The sequence below is a fragment of the Bradyrhizobium sp. USDA 3364 genome, from assembly GCF_054056355.1.
On sequence record NZ_JBSRYG010000002.1, the window covers coordinates 3,937,995 to 3,957,456 of the forward strand.

The window sequence follows — 19,462 nt, forward strand, 5'->3', positions numbered from 1 at the left end:
TGCTGCGCTATTCCTTGGGATCAGCCGGCGGGACGGGCGGAGGCGGCGTCTCGTCGCCTCCTCCGGGCACATTTTGCTTAAGCATCCGGTTGATCTTCATCTTGACGCGGCGCGCCGCCAGCAACCCCAGAACCGCCTGGACTTTGCCGGTGAAGTTGCGATCGCCGATGGAAAACGAGTAACGCCAGGTGCCTGCGGTCTCGCCTTCGGTGATCAGGAAACGGATTGACCGATGAATGCCGCTCTGTTGAGCGCGTTCTTCTCCGGCCACGGCTCAGTTCATCCGGCCGTTTGCCGCGGCGCCAGTCTGAAGGCTTTCCCGACGCCTCACCATGTCGTTCATGAATTCGCCGTTGCGTGGACCTGGTTGAAGCCGAAATCGTGATTTTCAGGCACAAATGGGAGCAGCCCGGACGCAATCGGCTAGATGATTTGCTGCCGTTGCGTCTTGTGATCCCGGGTCATTAAATTGCGAGATGGTGTCGGACCGGATGCCTCGAACACATGAGCTCATTTGACATAGGTCAAAATCCGATCCGAGAAGCTCCCGACGTTGAGCGGGAAAACAGTTCGGTGCCGAATGAAAACCGCCACACGGCTTGCGAGGGCCTTACCATCGATACCGAGCTCTGCCGGGGGGATCGCGCGCCTCGCATGTGCCCGACTGCGGGATGCGCAGGTTGACCCGGCTCCGATCGTGTCTGCCGCAGGCCTGGCAATCGACGACGTCGAGGATCGCAAGCGCCGCATCGACGCGCGAGCGCAGGTCAGGCTGCTCGAACTCGCTGCCAGGGAACTGCAGGACGATTGCTTCGGATTCCATCTGGCCCAGGGTTTCGAGCTGGGGGAGATCGGGCTTCTGTATTACGTCATGGCGTCATCGGAGCATCTTGTTGACGCCTTGCAAATCGGCGGACGCTACTGCGCGATCAACAACGAGGGGGTGCGGCTGCGGAGCTCTCTTGAGCGCGGGTTCGCCATGGGATTCGAGTATGTCAACCTCGATCGGTCGTCGGATCGTCACCACGCGGAATTCTGGCTGATTACGCTGGTCCGTATCTGCCGCGCACTGACCGATGGTAGGTTGGTCCCAAAGCAAATCAAGTTGAAGCATGCCAGACGGGAAACACCGTTGGACGTGCGATCCTTTCTCGGATGTGAGATCGAATTTGCCGCCGACAGGGATGAGGCCCTGTTTCCTTCCCAGATCGGCGCGCTACCCGTCGTGGGCGCCGATCTGCATCTCAACAGGATGTTGCTTCAATATGCCGACGAAGCGCTGACCAGCCGGGCATCAAGACGGACCAGTGTGCGGTCTCGAGTCGAAGATCAGATCGCCCAGTTGCTGCCGCACGGCAAAGCCAACGCCGAGACGGTCGCGCGCCGTCTTGGTATGAGCCGGAGAACTCTCGCTCGGGCGTTATCGTTGGAGGGGGATGGCTTTTCAGACATCCTCGAGGCGTTTCGAATTGCGCTTGCGCGGCATTACCTCGAAGATGAGGAACTGCCGATTTCCAAGATCGCATGGTTATTGGGCTACAGCGAAGTCTCTTCGTTCACACATGCGTTCGTCCGTTGGACCGGTCTCACGCCAAGGGCCTATCGCAGTTCGAACGGCGTTCGGTGATGGGCTGACACAAGCCCTCAAGTAGTTGTCACATATGAGCAAGACCTGGCGGATCGTGTTCCGCTAGGCAGCGCCATGCGTTCAAACCTCTTGTCTCAACTCGCGTGTCGCTGTCGCCACGCCTGGGCCGGATTTTTCGGCCCCATGACCAGAGAGGACTGGCTATTCCTGGCGTCCATCGTCTGGTTCCACAGTCTCCTGATCGCCTTGATCTGGGTCCTGTACTTCGGCACCTTTTGATCTTTTGCCGTGCCTGCCCGGCCTCGCCTCACACATCAAGCCGTTCCTCGCGGATGGCGGCGTTGGACTTGAGCTGCTCGGGGAGGCCCTTCGAACACGACGCGGCCGTGCCCTGTGATGCAGGCCACGGTTCGAGATCTTCATCGCGATCGACAGCTTCTGCTCGACCAGCAGGATGGCGACGTCGTGGCGTTCCTCATGCCTGGTTAAGGCTTATGGAGGCGCAACGTCCGCCTAGGTCGCGACGGTGGTGCGGACGCGGACGTTGTGCGCGTTCTGAAGCGGACCAAGAGCGGTCCTGCCTGCGCGATCCCGAACTTTCCAGTTTGCACCGGCGGCGGGGATCACGCGATCAGCCCCGTTCACCGGGGGCCGCCGCTCCCGCCTGGTGCTGAGCGCGTCCAGCAGCGTCGCGACCACGATCATCAGCAGGACGCCCGCAGAACTGAGGGCGATTTGAATCGAAAGCCAGTTCGATATGTCGAACAGATCAAGTTGGCTGACCAGCGCCAGCAGGACGCCGAGACAAAAGATCGGCAGCGAATTCGCGCCACAATACCGCGCGCTGCGCAGCACCGGCGTCGATAGGCCCCGCCAGTCCTGCGGAACGAGCCGCAACGCCACGATCGCAAGAGCCAGGAAATGCAGTAGCCGCAACGGGCTGAGGTTCGACTTGTCCATTGGAAACAGCAGGTCCGTCAAAAAAGCCAGCGGCTTGATGTCCCGACCCAGTGCAAGGACCAGGCCGAGCGCCAGATAGAGCAGGGCGAGAACGAGCGCAGGGCGCGATATCACCCAGCTCCGGATCTTGTGCCCCTCGATGACGTACCATGCGCCCAGCACGATCAGAAGCTGCCAGGCCAGTGGATTGAAGAACCAGACGCCGTCGGGCCAGGCCGGAACCCGCCATCGGAAGATGTGCACCAGTGCGTAGAGCAGCGACGAAAGGCCAAGCGTCAGGTTAGGCGCGCGCAGCAGGAGCCACAGCAGCGGTGCGAACAAGACGTGACACACCACAAAAACCGGCAAGACATCGGTATTGACCGGTCGGTATTGCAGGATCGCGGCGTGCGCAAGCGTCGCGCCCGGACGCTCGAACAGAATTCGCGTATTGCTCTCATCGGCAAGCGAATCGCTGCCTGCGAGGTAGACGAGGATGGCGCAGGCGAGCGTAAGCAGCAGGAAGGCGGCATAGATGTCCCAGCCCCGCCGCAGCGAACGGCCGATCATGCCTCCCCAGCCCTCGCGCTGACATGCTCTGCCGTAGGCCAGCGCGCAGGTAACGCCCGAGATGAACATGAATATTTCGGCGGCATCGCAGAAGCCGTAGTTGCGCAGCGTCAACCAGCTTCCGACGTTGTTTGGGATGTGATCAAGAAAGATCCACCATAACGCGATCCCGCGACACACATCGATGCGCGGGTCGCGGCCGGCCGATCTGAAGTCCGGCGGAGATTCGCCGATCAATCGCTTCGAGCTGTGCGTTCGATCATGCATCTGTTGATCCGTCCGGCGTGCGCGCACGGCCTCATCGGGCAACGGTCCTTGAGACGTTCGGATGCTCCGAGGCGCGTGCGTGCGGAACCAGCCTCCGGCATACCTATGGGATTGTGTGCGCCGGCTACCCGAGCGTTGGCAACGTCTTCGTCGGCCGGTCGCAATCACGGGGGCCAGCAGGATCGCTGTCTTCCGACGGCCTCTGCTGGGTTTCGCCGACGACCGGTATCAAAAGCTGCTTCCGCATCTCGGCGAGGCGGGCGCGACAGTACTCCTGATAAAGCATGTCGAATATTATGGACATGATCGAACGCCTTCTTGATCACTGAGGTTGACTTGCCACGTGACAGATTTCGACCATTTCAACCGGCAGCAAAAAACGGTGCCGGGGATAGTTTTATGTCCGATGAACTCTGCCAGCGATGTCGCTGTGACAGCAAAATAAATTCGATATCAAAATACTACAAAGTAGTCTGCCCGCAGTGTCCTGAGTTCAATCGATTGCGAGCGGGATCGCAAAACTGATTTACGCTCTGCACGTCGCTAGGAATATCCAAACTGGATGCGATAGCAGCAATCCTAAATAGAGCCACCGCGACCTTCTCTTCCTAAAGGGGAAATCCAGGCCTCGACTTTCGCAGTTATTATACACGTAATATTCTGACCACCGAGTGAACCAGTTCACACCAGCATTGATCACAGGCGAGTGAGACTAGCAGACCGATAGCATGGTTTCTTGGACTCGTGCGCACGGATTGAGCAAAGGTCGGTGCGTGAACTGCAAAATGCAGGGACTTGCTGTGGTGTGCCGCGGCATTTCGTTCTGATGTTTTGTAAGGCTGGAGGTCCCCATGCCTACGGACGCAGCCGATTTTTCATCGTATCGATTTTCGACGCGTGACCATCCGGAGCGCATCCGGGTCGCTCTGTGGCGCGAGTACTTTGGACGATGCATCGTGCACGCCGATATCGAGCCACTATCGGACGTTCCATTCCAGGCCGATGCGTCCCTGCGCTCGGTTCAGGGTTTGCGTACGCTCGCGCTCAAAGGCACGTCCATGCGTTTCGCGCGTTTGCAAGCGAACCTTGCCGATGGCGATGACTCCATCGGCGTCATCTTCTGTTCGTCCGCGAGAAGTCGGCTGTCGCAGCGCGGTGAGGACGTTGAGCTTCGCGGCACCGATGCAATCGCGATTCTGCATTCCGAACCTGTCAGCGTGACTTATGTCGAAGGACTGCAGTTCGGCCTGGCCGTGCCGCGCGCGGTGCTGGCGCAGCGCGTGACTGATGTGGAAGGCTTGGCCATGCGGCCGATCTGGCACCAAACGGAAGCATTCCGCTTGTTCACGGCATATCTGAAGTCGGTGTTGAAGACGGGAGCCCTGAGCGCTCCCGGGCTTCGTGAGATGGTCGTGCACCACATTCATGATCTCCTGGCGCTCGCACTCGACGAGTGTCCTGCGTTGGGCGAGAGCAGCGCGAGCGCCGTCGTGGCTGCGCGGCAGAATGCAGCACTCGACTACATGGCCCTCCACTTCGAGGAGCCCGGACTTAGTGTTCGGACGGTCGCGCGCGGGCAGGGCATCTCGCCCCGCTATCTGCAGCGCCTGATGGCGTCGTCGGGATCATCGTTCACCGAGCGTCTCAACGAGCTGCGTCTTCAGCGAGCGTTCCAGTTGCTCACCGGATCCGATGCCGGTCGTCAGCGAATCTCCGATATCGCGCTGGAGGTGGGGTTCTCGGACGTTTCGCATTTCAACCGCCTGTTCCGGGCCCGCTTCGGCGATTCACCGCGCGGCGTTCGGTTCGGACGCAAGGGATCCAGCGGGGCCGCGAGACTCTGATCGAGAACAGGCGCTTGCGTCGCCCAACGGCCGATGTTCGCGGATTGTCGAGGCTGTCCGCCTCACACCTCGAGCCATTCCTCGCGGATGGCGGCGTTGTTCTTGAGCTGCTCGGGCGTGCCTTCGAACACGACGCGGCCGTGGCCCATGATGTAGACCCGATTCGAGATCTTCATCGCGATCGACAGCTTCTGCTCGACCAGCAGGATCGCGACGCCGGCCTTGGCGATCCGCGCGATCAATTCGCCGACCTGCTGCACGATCAGCGGCGCGAGACCCTCGGTCGGCTCGTCGATCATCATCAATTCGGGGTCGCCGAGCAGGGTGCGGCAGGTGGTCAGCATCTGCTTCTCGCCGCCCGACAGCACGCCGGCCGGCGTGTCGGCGCGGCGGGCGAGGTTGGGGAACATGTCGAGCATCTCCTGCAGCCGCCACTTGCCGGGGCGGCGCGGGTCCTTGATGCCGAGGATCAGGTTCTGGCGCACCGTCAGGCTCGGGAAGATGTCGCGATGCTCCGGCACATAGCCGAGCCCGAGGCGGGCGATCTTGTGGCTCGGCAGGCCCGCGATGTCCTTGCCCTTGAAGCGAATGGTGCCCTGCGGCGGCACCTCGCCCATGATCGCCTTGACGGTGGTGGAGCGGCCGACGCCGTTGCGGCCGAGCAGGCTCACCACCTCGCCGGCGGCGATGTCGAGATCGACGCCCTGCAGGATGTGGCTCTTGCCGTAATAGGCGTGAAGATTCCTGACCTCGAGCATCAGTCGACCTCCTCGCCGAGATAGGCTTCCTTGACCTTCGGGTTGCCGCGGATCTCCTCGGGCGTGCCGGAGGCGATGATGTGGCCGTAGACCAGGACCGAGATGCGGTCGGCGAGGCCGAACACCACGCTCATGTCGTGCTCGACGATGACGAGCGTGCGGCCCTCGGTGAGGCGGCGGATCAGCGCGACGGCGCGCTCGGTCTCGGCGTGGCTCATGCCCGCGGTCGGTTCGTCCAGCATGATGACGCTGGCGCCGCCGGCGATCGTGATGCCGATCTCGAGCTCGCGCTGCTCGGCATAGGTGAGCAGGCCCGCCGGCACGTCGCGGCGATGGCTGAGATGGATGTCGTCGAGGATCTGCGCGGTGCGCTGCCTCACCTCGGGCAGACTGTCGACGTTCTTCCAGAACGCGTAGCGGTGACCGGTCGCCCACAGCACGGCGCAGCGGACGTTCTCCCACACCGTCATGCGGGCGAACACGTTGGTCACCTGGAACGAGCGCGACAGCCCGCGCCGGTTGATCTCGAATGGCCGCAAGCCCGAGGTCACCTCGCCGTTGAGGCGGATCTCGCCCGAGGTCGGCTTGATGTGGCCGCTGATCAAATTGAACGTCGTCGACTTGCCGGCGCCGTTCGGGCCGATGATGGCGTGACGCTCGCCCCTGGCGACGCTCAGGTTGAGGTCGCGGATAATCGCGACATTGCCGAAGCTTTTCTCGACGGCGTTGACTTCAATGGCCGCGGTCATGCGAGATACCCCCGATCACGGGCTACCGTCGCGGCGCGATCCCAGGCTTCGGCGACGCGCCGCCAGGTGATGCGCGCGACCAGGAAGCCGCCGACCACCAGAACCGCGGCGGCGGCCCAGGTCGTCGGCGCGGTCGCGACGAAGGGGATGCCGAGCAGGTTGATGACGGCGCCGCCCGAGAAGCGGGCGACGGTTTCGATGGTCAGGATGATGCCGAGCACCAGCGCCAACGTCGGGATCACCGCGACCAGATAGGCCGGGATCACGGTGCCGAGCGTGCCGGCGCGCATCAGCGGGCGGTGCTTCATCAGGATGCCGGCAATGCCGCCCGGTGCGAACATCACGATGCCGATGAAGATGATGCCGAAATAGAGCTGCCAGACCGAGGTGACGCTGGTCAGCCCGAGCTGGAGATAGGTCACCAGGATAGCGCCGAGGATCGGACCGAAGAAATAGGCGGTGCCGCCGATGAAGGCGGAGAACAGCACCAGGCCCGATTGCGTCGCGCCGAGATAGGCCGAGTTGGCGATCTCGAAATTGATCGCGGTGAGCCCGCCGGCGATGCCGGCGAAGAAGCCGGCGAACATGTAGGCGAGATAGCGCACCACATGCGGATCGTAGCCGATGAACTCGACGCGTTCCGGATTGTCGCGCACCGCGTTGCAGATGCGCCCGAGCGGGGTGCGGGTCAGCGCGTACATCGCGATCGCGGAGACCAGCACCCAGAACGCGATCAGATAGTAGACCTGGATCTGCGGCCCGAAGGTCCAGCCGAACATCGGCATCAGCGAGGTGCGGTCGGTGGTGATGCCGGATTCGCCGCCGAACACGCTGCGCAGGATCAGCGACGACGAGGCGACCAGCTCGCCGATGCCGAGCGAGATCATCGCGAATACGGTGCCGGCGCGCTTGGTCATGACCCAGCCGACCAGAAGCGCGAAGGCCATGCCGCCGATGCCGCTGATCAGCGGGATCGCCGGCAGCGGGATCGGCCAGTTGTGGTTGGCGACCGCATTCATGACGTGCACGGCAAGGAAGCCGCCGAGGCCGTATTGCACGGCGTGGCCGAACGACAAGAGGCCGGTCTGGCCGAGCAGGATGTTGTAGGACAGCGCAAAGATGATCGCGATGCCGATCAGGCTGAACGAGGTCAGCGCGCCGCCGGACGAGAAGACCAGCGGCAGCACGACCAGCGCTATGGCTGCGACCAGCCAGACGCCGTAGAAGCCGAGGGCGCCGCCGGACTCCTGCTTGGCTGCGGCGAGGGAGGGCGTGGGAGCGTTCGTCATGACTCGCGCGTCCCCAACAGGCCCATGGGGCGGAAGATCAGGACCAGCACCAGCAGCAGATAGGGCAGGATCGGCGCGATCTGCGCGATCGTGACGTTCCAGATGTCCGTCAGCGGCGAGGGGCCGAGGCTCGGATCGAGCGGACCGAACACGCTGGCGAGCGAACCGTTGAGCGCGACCGCGAAGGTCTGGATCAGCCCGATCAAGAGCGAGGCGATGAAGGCGCCGGGCAGCGAGCCGAGGCCGCCGAACACGATGACGACGAACAGGATCGGGCCGAGCAGCGCGGCCATGTCGGACTGCGTCACCAGCGAGGGCCCGGCGATGACGCCGGCGAGGCCGGCAAGCGCGCTGCCGACGCCGAACACCAGCATGAAGACGCGGCCGACATTGTGGCCGAGATGGCCGACCATGCTCGGATGGGTCAGCGCGGCCTGCACGATGAGGCCGACCCGCGTCTTCTTCAGCGTGACCAGCAGCGCGATGAAGATCACGACCGACACGACCAGCATGAAGATCTTGTAGGCGGGATAATTGGTGGAGAACACGGTGAAGGCGGGGAAGTCGAGTATCGCCGGGACGCGGTAGTCGACCGGGCTCTTGCCCCAGATCATCGAGACGATCTCTTCGATCGCGAATGCCAGCCCGAAGGTCAGCAGCAACTCGGCGACATGGCCGTGCTTGTGGGTGTTGCGCAGGCCGTAGCGCTCGACCGCCATGCCGACCGCGCCGACCAGCAGCGGCGCCAGCACCAAGGCGGGCCAGAATCCGATCCAGCGGGTGAGCTGATAGCCGAAGAACGCGCCGAGCATGTAGAAGCTGGCATGCGCGAAGTTGAGCACGCCCATCATGCTGAAGATGACGGTGAGCCCGCTGGACAGCAGGAACAACAGCATGCCGAACAGGACGCCATTGAGCGTCGAGATGACGATCAGCTCAGCCACGGCGCACTCGCTTGGGACTGGAACGGTTCACGTGATCAAGACCTGTCGAACGAAGGAACTTACCTGTCATTCCGGGGCGGTCCGCAGGACCGAACCCGGAATCTCGAGATTCCCCGGTGCGCAATTGCGCACCTGTGGTTCGATGCTTCGCATCGCCCCGGAATGACGGGAGAGAAGCGACCGATCAGGGCCGCTTCATGTTGCAGGTGGTCGGAAGCATCGTGTGATCGGTGTCGATCTTGGAGACGATATGCCAGCCCCAGCCGGTGTTCTCTTCGTCGAACGGCTCCTTGGCCTTGTCGGCCAGCGAGCCGAACGAGGAGATGTAGATCGGCTGGAAGAACTGGTGGTCGTCCTTGCGCATGAAGCCTTCGCCGCCGTCGAACACGTCGAACTTCATGCCTTCGAGCGCTGCCGCCACCTTCACCGGATCGATCGAATTGGCCTTCTCGGCGGCCGCCTTGAACATCCGCATCTCGTTGACCGCGCGCGGATACCACACGGAAATGCCGGTCTTGGCGCGGAAGTCCTTCTCGAAATCCATCGCCGCCTTGTTGCCGGAGTTCGGCACGCCTTCGCTGATCTGGAACACCTGGTTCTCGAGACCGGTCTGCTTGATCGCGGTCGGTCCGCCGGCGCCGCCGGCATAATAGGTGTACCAGTTGACCTTGAGGCCGGCGTCAGCCGCGGCCTTCAGCAGCAGTGCGAAGTCCTGGCCCCAGTTGCCGGTCACGACGGTGTCGGCGCCGGACGCCTTGATCTTGGCGATGTAGGGCGAGAAGTCGGTGACCTTGAGCATCGGGTGCAGTTCGTCGCCGACGATCTGGATATCCGGCCGCTTTTCGCCCAGCATCTTGCGCGCCGTTGTGCGCACCGACTGACCGAACGAATAGTCCATGTTGATCAGATAGACCTTCTTGATGGACGTCTGGCCCTTCATGTAGTTGGTCAGCGCTTCCATCTTGATGTCCGAATTCGCGTCCCAGCGGAAATGCCAGTAGCTGCACTTCTCGTTGGTCATGCTCGGATCGACCGCGGCGTAGTTGAAGTACAGCACTTCCTTGCCGGGGTTGCGCGAATTGTGCTTGGTGACGAAGTCTTCCAGCGCAGCGCCGACCGACGAGCCGTTGCCCTGCGTGATGTAGTGGACGCCGGCGTCGACCGCCTTCTGCGCCTGCACCAGGCTTTCCTGCGGATTGGTCTTGTTGTCGAGCGGGACGATCTCGACCTTGTGGCCGAGGATGCCGCCCTTGGCGTTCAACTCGTCGGCGAGATACTGGAACGTCTTCAGGCCGCCTTCACCAACACTGGCGCCGCCGCCGGAGAGCGGATCGATGTAGCCGATCTTGATGGTTTCCTGCGCGGAGGCCGCGCCCCCCAACACCGTCAGCGCTGCCGCGGCGGCAACGATCAGCTTATGCATCCTGCGTTCTCCCTTGCTCGTGTTTCTTGATCTTCAGCGATCGAGGCCGTCTCATAACCTCAATTGCCGAGCCTTCGCAACTTTCGCTTTGAATACTGCGTCAAGTTTTAGCGGAAGGTACCATGATGTTATAGGCTATAAGCCGCCGGAATCCGACGCCGTTTTGAACCACAAGTAAACTTTTGGATGAGGCGCGCGCTCTGGTTCACCATTTGGAACCGAGCTCGTTCAAGGCCCGCTGCCCTAACCTCCCCTTGAAAAGGGGAGGTCGCTTCGCTCGCCAGAGCGAAGCGGGTGGGGATCGGTTCTCTCCGCATACAGCTTCGCCTGCGGCTGACCCCCATCCCGACCTTCCCCCTTTCCGGGGGAAGGAGAACACTGGCATCTCTCCAGCGATTCAAGCCGCGTGCTGGCGCGGTTTGAGGCCCGAGAGGAACAGTCGCGCGAAATGATCGGCGATTTGCACGGGGGACCAGTCGCGCCTGGTCTTGAACCAGATCGGATACCAATGCCCCATGCCGGTTAAAATCCGCTCGGCGAAATATGTATCGATGCGCCGGAAGCGGCCCTCGTCGATCCAGCGCTGATAGCTGTTCTGATCCTGCTGGATCGTCGCCAGCACGTCTCCGACATAGGTCTTCCGGTCGGCGTCGTTGAGATAATTGATGTTGTGGTAGGTCGCCTTGGGACCGCAGGGCGTATCGTGCAGCATCAACAGCAGGCGGATTCGCTGCACGATGTGATCGAATGCGCCGAGGTTCTGGTCCTGCAGGTGCTCGCGAATGGCTATCTCGCCGGCAAGCCCGCGGCGCAGGCACGCCAGCAGCAGGCTCTCTTTTTCGCTGAAGTGATAGTAGATGCCGGCGCGGGTCATGCCGGCATCCATGGCGATGCTCTCGAGCGACGTGCCTGACGCGCCCCTTCGGTTGAAGCTGTCGGAGGCAATCGAAAGCATCCTGTCGAATTTTGCCGCCCGCTTGTTCAAGCTCGCGCGAGTCTCGAGGAAAGGCGCGAGGCTGAGCGGCTCGGGCATGTCGGGAACGGCGATCTCGCGCCGGTACACGCCGTGCGTGATGATGTCGTCGATGGCATCGATCGCCTGCTGGCGCGTGTAGTAGTCGCGCTCCGACAGCCAGAACGGAACCCAGTCCAGGATGGAGATCAGCGCCACCGCCGTGAGCAGCGGCTCGTCGCAGCTGATCGAGCCGTCGGCGACGCCGCGATCCAGAATGTCCGCCAGCAGCGCGGCATTCTGCCAGCGCTTGGCATGGACTTCGCTGCTGTACGGTGCGGCAAGCGCATCGATATCGGTGAACAGGATCATGCGCTGGCCTTCGGGCCGCAGCCTGCCGCGCACGAAGCGCCTGACGATCTCGAGCCCGTCGATGCCGGGCTCGGCGGCCGCCTCCATTTCATGCCGGTAGATATCAAGCCCGCGCCGATAGCAGTGGAAGATCAGATCTTCCTTGTCGCGGAAATAGTGATACAGCGCGCCCGGCACGGCCCGAACCGACGCCGCGACCTGCTCCATCGTCACGTTCGCATAGGAGTGGCGGGCAAACAGCCGGGAAGCTGAGACGAGGATTTCTTCAGCCCGATCCGTCGGGTCGGCGGCGACTTGCAAGCTCGAATGCCCTTCCTGATCGCGGAACGAAAAACCGCACGCGAGATAATCCCCTTGGCAGCAGCTTGTCGATCTGCGATAGACGGTGGCATACCATACACCAGCGATCTTTTGGAGAGAGCATGGCACGCAACATTCTGATTCTGGGAGCTTCCTACGGCTCCCTGCTGGGGACCAAGCTCTTGATGGCGGGGCACAATGTCTCCCTGGTGTGCCGCAAGAACACTGCTGACCTGATCAACCGCGAAGGCACCGAGGTCCGCATCAAGCTGCGCGACGAGAAGGAGCATCGCTCGATCTTCTCGCGCGACCTGCCCGGCAAGCTCGATGCCGTCACGCCCGCCGATGTCGACGTGTCGCGCTACGACATGGTTGGGCTGGCGATGCAGGAGCCGCAATACACCAATCACACGGTGCGCGTGCTGATGATCAAGATCGCAGCGGCCAAGCTGCCGTGCCTGTCGATCATGAACATGCCGCCGCTGCCGTATCTGAAGCGGATTCCCGCGCTCGCCGGCATGGACCTCGAGGAGGCCTATACCAATGCGCAGGTCTGGGAGCGCTTCGAGCCGGGCCTCGTCACGCTGTGTTCGCCCGATCCGCAGGCCTTCCGTCCGCCGGAGGAGAAGGCCAACGTGCTGCATGTCGGCCTGCCGACCAACTTCAAGGCTTCCGCCTTCGCCGACGACAAGCACAACAAGGTGCTGCGCGAGCTCGAAGCCGACATCGACGCGGTGACGCTCGACGGCCAGGACGTGCCGGTGAAGCTGAAAGTGTTCTCGTCGCTGTTCGTGCCGCTGGCGAAGTGGTCGATGCTGCTGACCGGCAATTACCGCTGCATCACGCCGACCGAGCCGCAATCGATCCGCGACGCCGTCCACGGCGACCTGACGCGCTCGCAGGCGATCTATGACCATGTCGACGGCATCGCGCGCAAGCTCGGCGCCGACCCGGCGGACCAGGTGCCGTTCGCGAAATACGCCAAGGCGGCGGAAAGCCTGCTCAAGCCGTCTTCGGCGGCCCGCGCGGTCGCCGCTGGCGCGCCGTTCATCGAGCGCGTCGACCTCCTGGTGAAGCTGATCTCGCACCAGCTCGGTAACCCCAGCGCCGAGATCGACCGCACGGTCGAGACCGTCGATCAGAAGCTGAACGAGAAGATCGTGCAGGGCGGCTCCGGCGCGGAGTGAGTTGATGGCGGGGGCGGCAAGCGCCCTCGCTATGCATCGGCGATCGGCGAAGCCGGTCACCTCGACTCTCGAACGCATGGCTCGGCCGGTCCGGCTGGGATAGGCTCGCAGCAGATTTGCGGTTCGGAGCCACCGACATGTCGATCAAGCCGCTTCTTCCCCTGGGGATCTATGGCGATCTGGATCGCGCACGCGACATCCTGCGTGCGTGGCAGCCGCTCGACCACCTTTCGCCCGACGACGCCGAGCTTGTCGTGAAAGCCATCGCCGAAGGCATCGCGCGCGGCCGCCGGCACGGCCTCGAAATGGGGCAGAGCTGCCACCTCGCGGCGTGAGGCTGCGGTCAGCGAGCGTTCGGATAGCGCGCGCACACCCGTGACCTGTCCACGTGAGGTGAGCACGCATCATCGCTGATGTGAGGTGAGCATGCTCGTCAGGCTCCCTCCCCCCTTGCGGGGGAGGGTGGGGAGAGGGGTGGCCCCGGGCGAGATGACCGACCCGAGCCCCACCCTTGCTACTGCGGTCGCGTGTCTTTCAAATGTTGAGAGCGTGTGCCGTGTGGCACCCCTCTCCCCAACCCTCCCCCGCAAGGGGGGAGGGAGCCCTTCCGCCGGTGGCTCCCTTACACCGAATGTGGAAGCGTCGCGCTCTAACCCTGATGCGACACCGCCAAAATCGTCACCGCACGCGTCTGGTGGCTCGGCGTCTCGAAATCGATCGTCTGGCCGACCGACAATCCGATCAACGCGGCGCCAACTGGCGTCAGCACCGAGATGCGCCGGAGCGCGATGTCGGCTTCGTGCGGATAGACCAGCACGACCTCCCTGACGTCGCCGGTCTCGTCGTCGCGGTAGCGCACGCGCGAGCCCATGCGGACCACGTCGTGCAGATCCGCATCGTCGGCGACGAGCTTCGCCCTGTCGGTCTCGCGAGCGAGGAACTGGGCCACGCGGGGAAACACCGCCATGCTGGAATCCGCCAGCGCGCTGAGGCGATGCGCCTCGCTCGCGGTGATGACGATCGGCGGCAATGGCGCGGCGGTAAAGCTATTCTGAATGCTCTGGGTCATGTTGGTTTGACCTTTGCGGGTTGATCGGAAACGCAACAGCGCCGGCGCGCGAATGCTTCGCGCGACGCGACGGACTGAAATGATCTTGATGACGTCTTAAAAGAATCCGGACGGCGCGCGGATCGCCGGCCGGCTAAGTGCCTGCGTGCAGACGTCCGGCGCGCAAGCCGAGGCGCGCAATGCGGGTGTCGATGCTCAACATGTCGATCATGGCGACATCAACATACCCGCTGCCGGCGTCGCATCCATTGCGGCGAAAGCGCGCACGCGCCGCGCGTCAGGGCTGGCCGATGCCGGTTAGGCCGAGCGCCGCACCTGCGGCGAGCGCGAGCAGCGGATGGACGCGGGTCGTGGTGGTGGCGATCGCGACGCCAGCCGCGATCAGGATGGTGCCCCAGCTCGAGACCGAGGTGTGGGTGATGACGACGGCGCTGGCGGCGACGAGGCCGGCGGTGACCGGCACGAGCCCGGCCTGCACGGTCTTGCGCCACGGCCGGTCCTTGAAGCGTTCCCAGAGTTGCAGCGCGAAGCCGGTGACCAGCGACGACGGTCCGAACTTGGCGAGCGAGGTCACCAGCACGCCCGAGAAGCCCGCGACATGCCAGCCGATCAGCGGGACCACCATCATGTTCGGACCGGGCGCGGCCTGCGCCAGCGCGAACAGCGCGCCGAATTCCTGCGCCGTCATCCAGTGATGGATGTCGACCACCTGGCGCTGCATCTCCGGCAGGATGGTGTTGCCGCCGCCGAAGGCGAGCAGCGAGAGCTCGGCGAAGATCAGTGCGAGGGTGACAAGCGTCGCAGTCATGACGCCTGCCTCGACCTGAGGAAGATGCTGAGCGGCGCGAGCGTCAACAGCGTCGGCAGCAGCGGCAGCCGGAACACCGCAATCGCCAGTACGCCGAGCGTGACGATCAACAGGCCGACGACATCGCGCCGCAGCGGCCAGGCGATCTTGATCGCGGTGGAGATCAGCAACCCGGCGGCGGCGGCGGCGAGCCCGCCGAACAGATGACGCACCACCGGATCGTTGGCGAACTGGCCATAGATCACGCCGAGCCCGATCACCACCGCGGTCGGCACCGCGATCAGGCCGAGGATTGCAGCGAACGCGCCGGGAATGCCGCGAAACTTCAGCCCGACCGCGACCGACATGTTGATGATGTTGCCGCCGGGGAGGAACTGGCAGAGCCCGAGCAGGTCGGTGAACTCGGCGCCGGTGAGCCAGCGGCGCTTCTCCACCATCATGTGGCGCGCCAGCGGCAGCACGCCGCCGAAGCCGGTCAATCCGAGGATGAAGAAGCCCGTGAACAACTCGCCGATATCGGGCGCCTCGTGCTTGGTGAGGGTAGCGGGGGCTGCATCCATCGGCGCGTCGGCTCCGTTTCTTGTCCTGTTCGATCCGAACCTAGTTTGCGATGCTCCAAATATCAAATATATGGACCATGGAATTATCATATCCATTACATATGGATCGTCCGATGATCGAGCTGCGCCATCTCCGCTATGCCGTCGCGGTCGCCGAGGAAGGCCACATCACCCGCGCCGCTGCGCGGCTCGGCATCCAGCAGCCGCCGCTGAGCCAGCAGATCCGCGCGCTGGAAGCCGCGATCGGCGCACCGCTGTTCCGCCGGCAGCCGCGCGGGGTCGAACTGACAGCCGCCGGCCGCGCCTTCGTCGGCAAGGCGCGCGCGATCCTGCGCGACACCGAGCTGGCCGTGGAGGCCGCGCGGCGCGCGAGCCGCGGCCAGGAGGGCCAGCTCGCGATCGGCTTCACCTCGTCGGCCGCCTTTCATCCCTTCGTCACCGGCGTGATGCGCGAAATGCGCGAGCGCGCGCCGGCGATCACGCTGTCGCTCGAAGAGGCCTCGACCAGCGAGCTGATCGAGGCCGTCGAGGCGGATCGTCTCGATGCCGCGTTCGTGCGCTCGCCGAGCGAGCGGCTGGAGAACCTGACGATCACGCATCTGCTCGACGAGGAGATGCTGGTTGCGTTGCCCGACCATCATCCGCGCGCCCGCAAGGACACAAGGCGGCGGATTGCGCTGGCCTCGCTCGCCGACGAGCCGCTGATCCTCTACCGCCGCCCGACCGGGGCGGGCCTCTATGACAGCATCATCGCAGCCTGCCGGGCGGCGGGCTTCAGCCCGAAGGTGGCGCAGGAGGCGACGCGGATGGTGTCGACGCTCAGCCTGGTCGCGGCGGGGCTCGGAATTTCGATCGTGCCGGAATCGATGGCGCGGCTCGAGACCGCCGGCGTCTCCTATCTCCGCCTCGACCGCGCCACCGGCCTGGTCGCGCCGCTCGCTCTGGCGCGCAAGAAGGGCCCCGCCGGCGGCACGCTCGGCCGCCTGCTCGGAATCGTGACGCGGCGGGTCAAGGATTGGGCGGGGGCGTAGCGTCCTGTGCAGGCCGGAAGCGCCGGCAGCGAGGCCTCACGGCCTCAGCCAGTAAGCCGCTAGCGGCGCCAGCAACGCGAGAGGCAAGGGTGCGATCAACGCCGCGGCGATGCCGCCGGCGCGATGGAGAGCGAAGACATGGTCTCGCGGCGCGGCCGTATTCGCGAGGTCTCGGGTCATCAGCACCACGAAAATCGCGGTGGTCGCACCCCAGATCGCGCCGGCGCTGAAATGGCTGGCCAGCATCTGAAGGCGGCGGGACCACGGCTGTCCATTGAGAGCCCACTGGTCCGAGAACAGCGGGTCGATGGTCATGTGATAGAGCTGCGCGACGATCGCCGAGACGACGGTGGCGACAATCGATGCGGTGAGGAATGTCAGCGTCGTCCTCCGCCGTCCGGATGCGATGCCGAGCACGCAGGCCGGAATCAGCGAAGTCAGCGCACTGATCACGATCGTCCAAACCAGGAACGATCCCCATGGCAGGTCGAGAATGCGCAAGGCGGTCAGCGTGCCGTGCACGCGCTCCGCCAACGCGGCCCGTTGTAGCCGGAACTCGGCCTGAAAGCCGATCACGGCCGGTCCTCGGCCATAGACGTGCAAGGCGGCGACGAGCCACAACGCAGCCGACAGCAGCGCGCCCAGAAACCAGATCGTGATGCTCAGCTTCGGCAGGAGGCGCTTGAGCACGATCCCCTGCATCAGCGGCGAGGCCAGCGTGGCAAGGACGGGGGCGACCAGAAGGCCAAACATGATGAGCTCGCGGTGTTCGGCGTGCCGCGAGACCTGCTTGCCGATGGCCGTTGCCGACAGCGCGGTGAAGACGGAGAGCAGCGCGGAGACGAACACCCAGGCGAGCCAGGTGGACCAGGTCACGGGTTGCAGACGCGAAGGGACGGGTTCTGTTGTGGGGTTCATGTCGCCAGTCGGAATTGAATACGGTGAGTGAGCAGAACCTCGGCGACAAGCCGATCTGTCGCAACGGTCAATGCCCGCAAGCTTAGGCACCGTGGCGCTGGCGCGGTGCCGACTTGTCCGCATTTGTGCGCATCCGTGCGGCTCGTTGAGCGAGCCGGACGGATGGCGCGGAATGTGGGGAGTTTGGCGAACGCGCGTGTCCGGGTGCGGCTAGATAGCCTGCACTGATCCGGGTCGCCTGCGTGTCGATCGCAACAGCTCTGTTGCGTCCGGAGGCTTCGGGTTCAATCAACGCATTGAAAGGCCGTTCCAATGGCACGTTTTCCTGTCCATACGTTCGACTCCGCCCCTGAAGCCTCAAAGCCCGTGCTGCGCGAGGTGGAGGCGCGGTTCGGCATGATCCCCAACCTTGCGGCAGCGATGGCGACGTCGCCCGTGCTGATCCAGAGCTTTCTCGGCATCTTCGACAAGGTTCATGGCGGCAGCTTTTCCGAGCCGCAGATCCAGACCGTGCTGCTCACCGACGCCGTGACCAATGGCTGCACCTGGGCGGTCGCGTTGCATTCCGCGCTCGGGTTGCAGGCCGGGCTTGATCCGGCCGACGTCGATGCGATGCGGGCCGGCCGATCGCCTGCGAACAAGCAGCTCGGTGCACTCTCGACAGTGGCGAGGACGTTGATCGAGAAGCGCGGCCGGCTCGACGAGCAGGACACCGAGCAATTCCTGGCGGCCGGGTTCAGCAAGGAACTGCTGCTCGAGGTGATCACCATCGTGGCGGCGTCGACCATCACCAACTACACCGGCAGCGTGACCAATCCGCCGCTGGAGGCGGGCCTGCAGGCGCATGCCTGGAAGGGCTGAGTGTCGAACACTGCGCGCCGGCCATGGGCCGGCGTGCGCTTCCCCTCTAGCACGCAAACCTGGCGCGGTAGTCCTGCGGTGTGGTGGCCAATAGTCGCAGGAAGCTGCGGCGCATAGTCTCTTCGGAGCCGAAACCGCAACGCTGTGAGATCCGCTTGATCGGCAGCCGCGTCTCCGACAGCAGATGCCGCGCGCCCTCGACCCGCAAGCGCTCGATCGCGCGCGCCGGCGTCAGCCCGGTCGCTTCGGCGTAATGCCGGCTGAAGCTGCGCTCGCTCATGCCGGCCTGCTTCGCCAATGTCGGAAGCGAGAGATCGCCGGCCAGATGGTTGCTGATCCAGTCATGCAGTGCGCTGAACCTGTCGTCGGTTGCCTGCAGCGACAGGATCTCGCTGAATTGCGCCTGCCCGCCCGGCCGCTTGAAGAACACCACGAGATAGCGCGCGACCGCCAACGCCGTTGCGCGGCCGAGATCATCCTCCAGCAGCGCCAGTGCGAGATCGATCCCCGAGGTGACGCCGGCCGAGGTCCAGAACGATCCGTCGCGCACGAAGATCGGATCGGACTCGACGCGGACCTCGGGAAAGCGCTCGGCGAGCTCCTGCCAGAATCCCCAATGGGTCACGGCGCGGCGGCCATCGAGGGCGCCCGATGCGGCGAGCAGGAAGGCGCCGGTGCAGACCGATGCGGTGCGGCGTGCGTCTCCCGCGCGCCTGCGCACCCAGTCGACCAGGACGTCGTCGGCCGCCGCGGCGTTGACGCCGTCGCCGCCCGGAATGATCAGCGTGTCGACCGCGCTGCCGATCGCGGGCAATGGATTGACCGCGAGCCCGACGCCGGCCGATGCCTCGATCGTCGGGCCATCCTTGGCGACGACGCGGACCTCGTAGGGCTCGGCGTTGCCGGCCTTGGCCGTCAGCGCGTTGGCGGACGCGAACACCTGCAACGGCCCGGTGACGTCGAGCAGTTGCACCGCCGGATAAGCCAGCACTTCGATCACGCGGCGGGCTTTTGGCGGAGAATGTGGGGGCTT

Annotated in this window: 19 protein-coding genes; 6 read left to right on the forward strand and 13 right to left on the reverse strand. The window is 64.1% G+C overall.

Features of this window, described 5'->3' with window-relative positions; translation table 11 throughout:
* Nucleotides 1-7: 7 nt before the first annotated feature.
* On the reverse strand, nt 8-271 hold the full coding sequence (locus ACVILL_RS18595; RefSeq protein ID WP_456730383.1) for a hypothetical protein: 264 nt from the start codon (nt 269-271) through the stop codon (nt 8-10).
* Between the two features lie 309 nt (nt 272-580).
* Between ACVILL_RS18595 and ACVILL_RS18600 the strand changes: the two genes are divergently transcribed.
* Nucleotides 581-1,627, forward strand: coding sequence for an AraC family transcriptional regulator ligand-binding domain-containing protein (locus ACVILL_RS18600; protein WP_456730384.1), 1,047 nt, complete (start codon nt 581-583; stop codon nt 1,625-1,627).
* A gap of 474 nt (nt 1,628-2,101) precedes the next feature.
* Here ACVILL_RS18600 and ACVILL_RS18605 read toward each other — a convergent pair whose 3' ends face one another.
* On the reverse strand, nt 2,102-3,364 hold the full coding sequence (locus ACVILL_RS18605) for an OpgC family protein (RefSeq protein WP_456730385.1): 1,263 nt from the start codon (nt 3,362-3,364) through the stop codon (nt 2,102-2,104).
* Nucleotides 3,365-4,215: 851 nt separating this feature from the next.
* On the opposite strand from ACVILL_RS18605, the gene ACVILL_RS18610 reads away from it, so the two are divergent.
* Nucleotides 4,216-5,208, forward strand: a complete 993-nt coding sequence (locus ACVILL_RS18610) for a helix-turn-helix domain-containing protein (RefSeq protein WP_456730386.1) — start codon at nt 4,216-4,218, stop codon at nt 5,206-5,208.
* A gap of 62 nt (nt 5,209-5,270) precedes the next feature.
* On the opposite strand, the gene ACVILL_RS18615 is transcribed toward ACVILL_RS18610, so the two are convergent.
* From ACVILL_RS18615 to ACVILL_RS18640, 6 genes are all read right to left on the reverse strand, one after another.
* A complete protein-coding gene (locus tag ACVILL_RS18615) occupies nt 5,271-5,966 on the reverse strand; it encodes an ABC transporter ATP-binding protein (RefSeq protein WP_092123845.1) in 696 nt (231 codons plus the stop codon).
* Entirely contained in the window at nt 5,966-6,715 is a 750-nt protein-coding gene (locus tag ACVILL_RS18620) for an ABC transporter ATP-binding protein (protein ID WP_456730387.1), read from the reverse strand. The genes ACVILL_RS18615 and ACVILL_RS18620 overlap by 1 nt, the downstream gene beginning before the upstream one ends.
* A complete protein-coding gene (locus tag ACVILL_RS18625) occupies nt 6,712-8,004 on the reverse strand; it encodes a branched-chain amino acid ABC transporter permease (RefSeq protein WP_456730388.1) in 1,293 nt (430 codons plus the stop codon). Before ACVILL_RS18625 ends, ACVILL_RS18620 begins: the two co-directional genes overlap by 4 nt.
* The gene (locus ACVILL_RS18630) at nt 8,001-8,948 is read right to left on the reverse strand and encodes a branched-chain amino acid ABC transporter permease (protein WP_456730389.1); all 948 of its coding nucleotides are present in this window, start codon (nt 8,946-8,948) and stop codon (nt 8,001-8,003) included. The genes ACVILL_RS18625 and ACVILL_RS18630 overlap by 4 nt, the downstream gene beginning before the upstream one ends.
* Before the next feature lie 184 nt (nt 8,949-9,132).
* Nucleotides 9,133-10,371, reverse strand: a complete 1,239-nt coding sequence (locus tag ACVILL_RS18635) for a branched-chain amino acid ABC transporter substrate-binding protein (RefSeq protein ID WP_456730390.1) — start codon at nt 10,369-10,371, stop codon at nt 9,133-9,135.
* Between the two features lie 397 nt (nt 10,372-10,768).
* A complete protein-coding gene (locus tag ACVILL_RS18640; RefSeq protein ID WP_456730391.1) occupies nt 10,769-11,995 on the reverse strand; it encodes a TetR family transcriptional regulator in 1,227 nt (408 codons plus the stop codon).
* A gap of 122 nt (nt 11,996-12,117) precedes the next feature.
* Between ACVILL_RS18640 and ACVILL_RS18645 the strand changes: the two genes are divergently transcribed.
* On the forward strand, nt 12,118-13,182 hold the full coding sequence (locus tag ACVILL_RS18645) for a ketopantoate reductase family protein (protein WP_456730392.1): 1,065 nt from the start codon (nt 12,118-12,120) through the stop codon (nt 13,180-13,182).
* 137 nt (nt 13,183-13,319) lie between these two features.
* Nucleotides 13,320-13,517 carry a hypothetical protein gene (locus tag ACVILL_RS18650; protein WP_456730393.1) on the forward strand — a complete coding sequence of 66 codons (198 nt, stop codon included), beginning with the start codon at nt 13,320-13,322 and terminating at the stop codon, nt 13,515-13,517.
* A 314-nt stretch (nt 13,518-13,831) separates the two neighbouring features.
* On the opposite strand, the gene rnk is transcribed toward ACVILL_RS18650, so the two are convergent.
* The 3 genes from rnk to ACVILL_RS18665 form a co-directional block, all read right to left on the reverse strand.
* Nucleotides 13,832-14,251: a nucleoside diphosphate kinase regulator gene (gene rnk / locus ACVILL_RS18655; RefSeq protein ID WP_456730394.1), complete on the reverse strand. Its 420-nt coding sequence runs from the start codon at nt 14,249-14,251 to the stop codon at nt 13,832-13,834.
* A gap of 277 nt (nt 14,252-14,528) precedes the next feature.
* Nucleotides 14,529-15,059, reverse strand: a complete 531-nt coding sequence (locus tag ACVILL_RS18660) for a chromate transporter (protein WP_456730395.1) — start codon at nt 15,057-15,059, stop codon at nt 14,529-14,531.
* Nucleotides 15,056-15,619: a chromate transporter gene (locus ACVILL_RS18665; protein ID WP_456730396.1), complete on the reverse strand. Its 564-nt coding sequence runs from the start codon at nt 15,617-15,619 to the stop codon at nt 15,056-15,058. Before ACVILL_RS18665 ends, ACVILL_RS18660 begins: the two co-directional genes overlap by 4 nt.
* A gap of 116 nt (nt 15,620-15,735) precedes the next feature.
* Between ACVILL_RS18665 and ACVILL_RS18670 the strand changes: the two genes are divergently transcribed.
* Complete coding sequence (locus ACVILL_RS18670) at nt 15,736-16,650, forward strand: LysR family transcriptional regulator (RefSeq protein WP_456734293.1); 915 nt, start codon at nt 15,736-15,738, stop codon at nt 16,648-16,650.
* A gap of 36 nt (nt 16,651-16,686) precedes the next feature.
* Here the strand turns inward: ACVILL_RS18670 and ACVILL_RS18675 are convergent, their stop codons facing one another.
* Nucleotides 16,687-17,499: a hypothetical protein gene (locus ACVILL_RS18675; RefSeq protein ID WP_456730397.1), complete on the reverse strand. Its 813-nt coding sequence runs from the start codon at nt 17,497-17,499 to the stop codon at nt 16,687-16,689.
* A 381-nt stretch (nt 17,500-17,880) separates the two neighbouring features.
* On the opposite strand from ACVILL_RS18675, the gene ACVILL_RS18680 reads away from it, so the two are divergent.
* A complete protein-coding gene (locus ACVILL_RS18680; protein WP_456730398.1) occupies nt 17,881-18,429 on the forward strand; it encodes a carboxymuconolactone decarboxylase family protein in 549 nt (182 codons plus the stop codon).
* Nucleotides 18,430-18,475: 46 nt separating this feature from the next.
* On the opposite strand, the gene ACVILL_RS18685 is transcribed toward ACVILL_RS18680, so the two are convergent.
* On the reverse strand, nt 18,476-19,426 hold the full coding sequence (locus ACVILL_RS18685) for a GlxA family transcriptional regulator (protein ID WP_456734294.1): 951 nt from the start codon (nt 19,424-19,426) through the stop codon (nt 18,476-18,478).
* Nucleotides 19,427-19,462 lie beyond the last annotated feature (36 nt).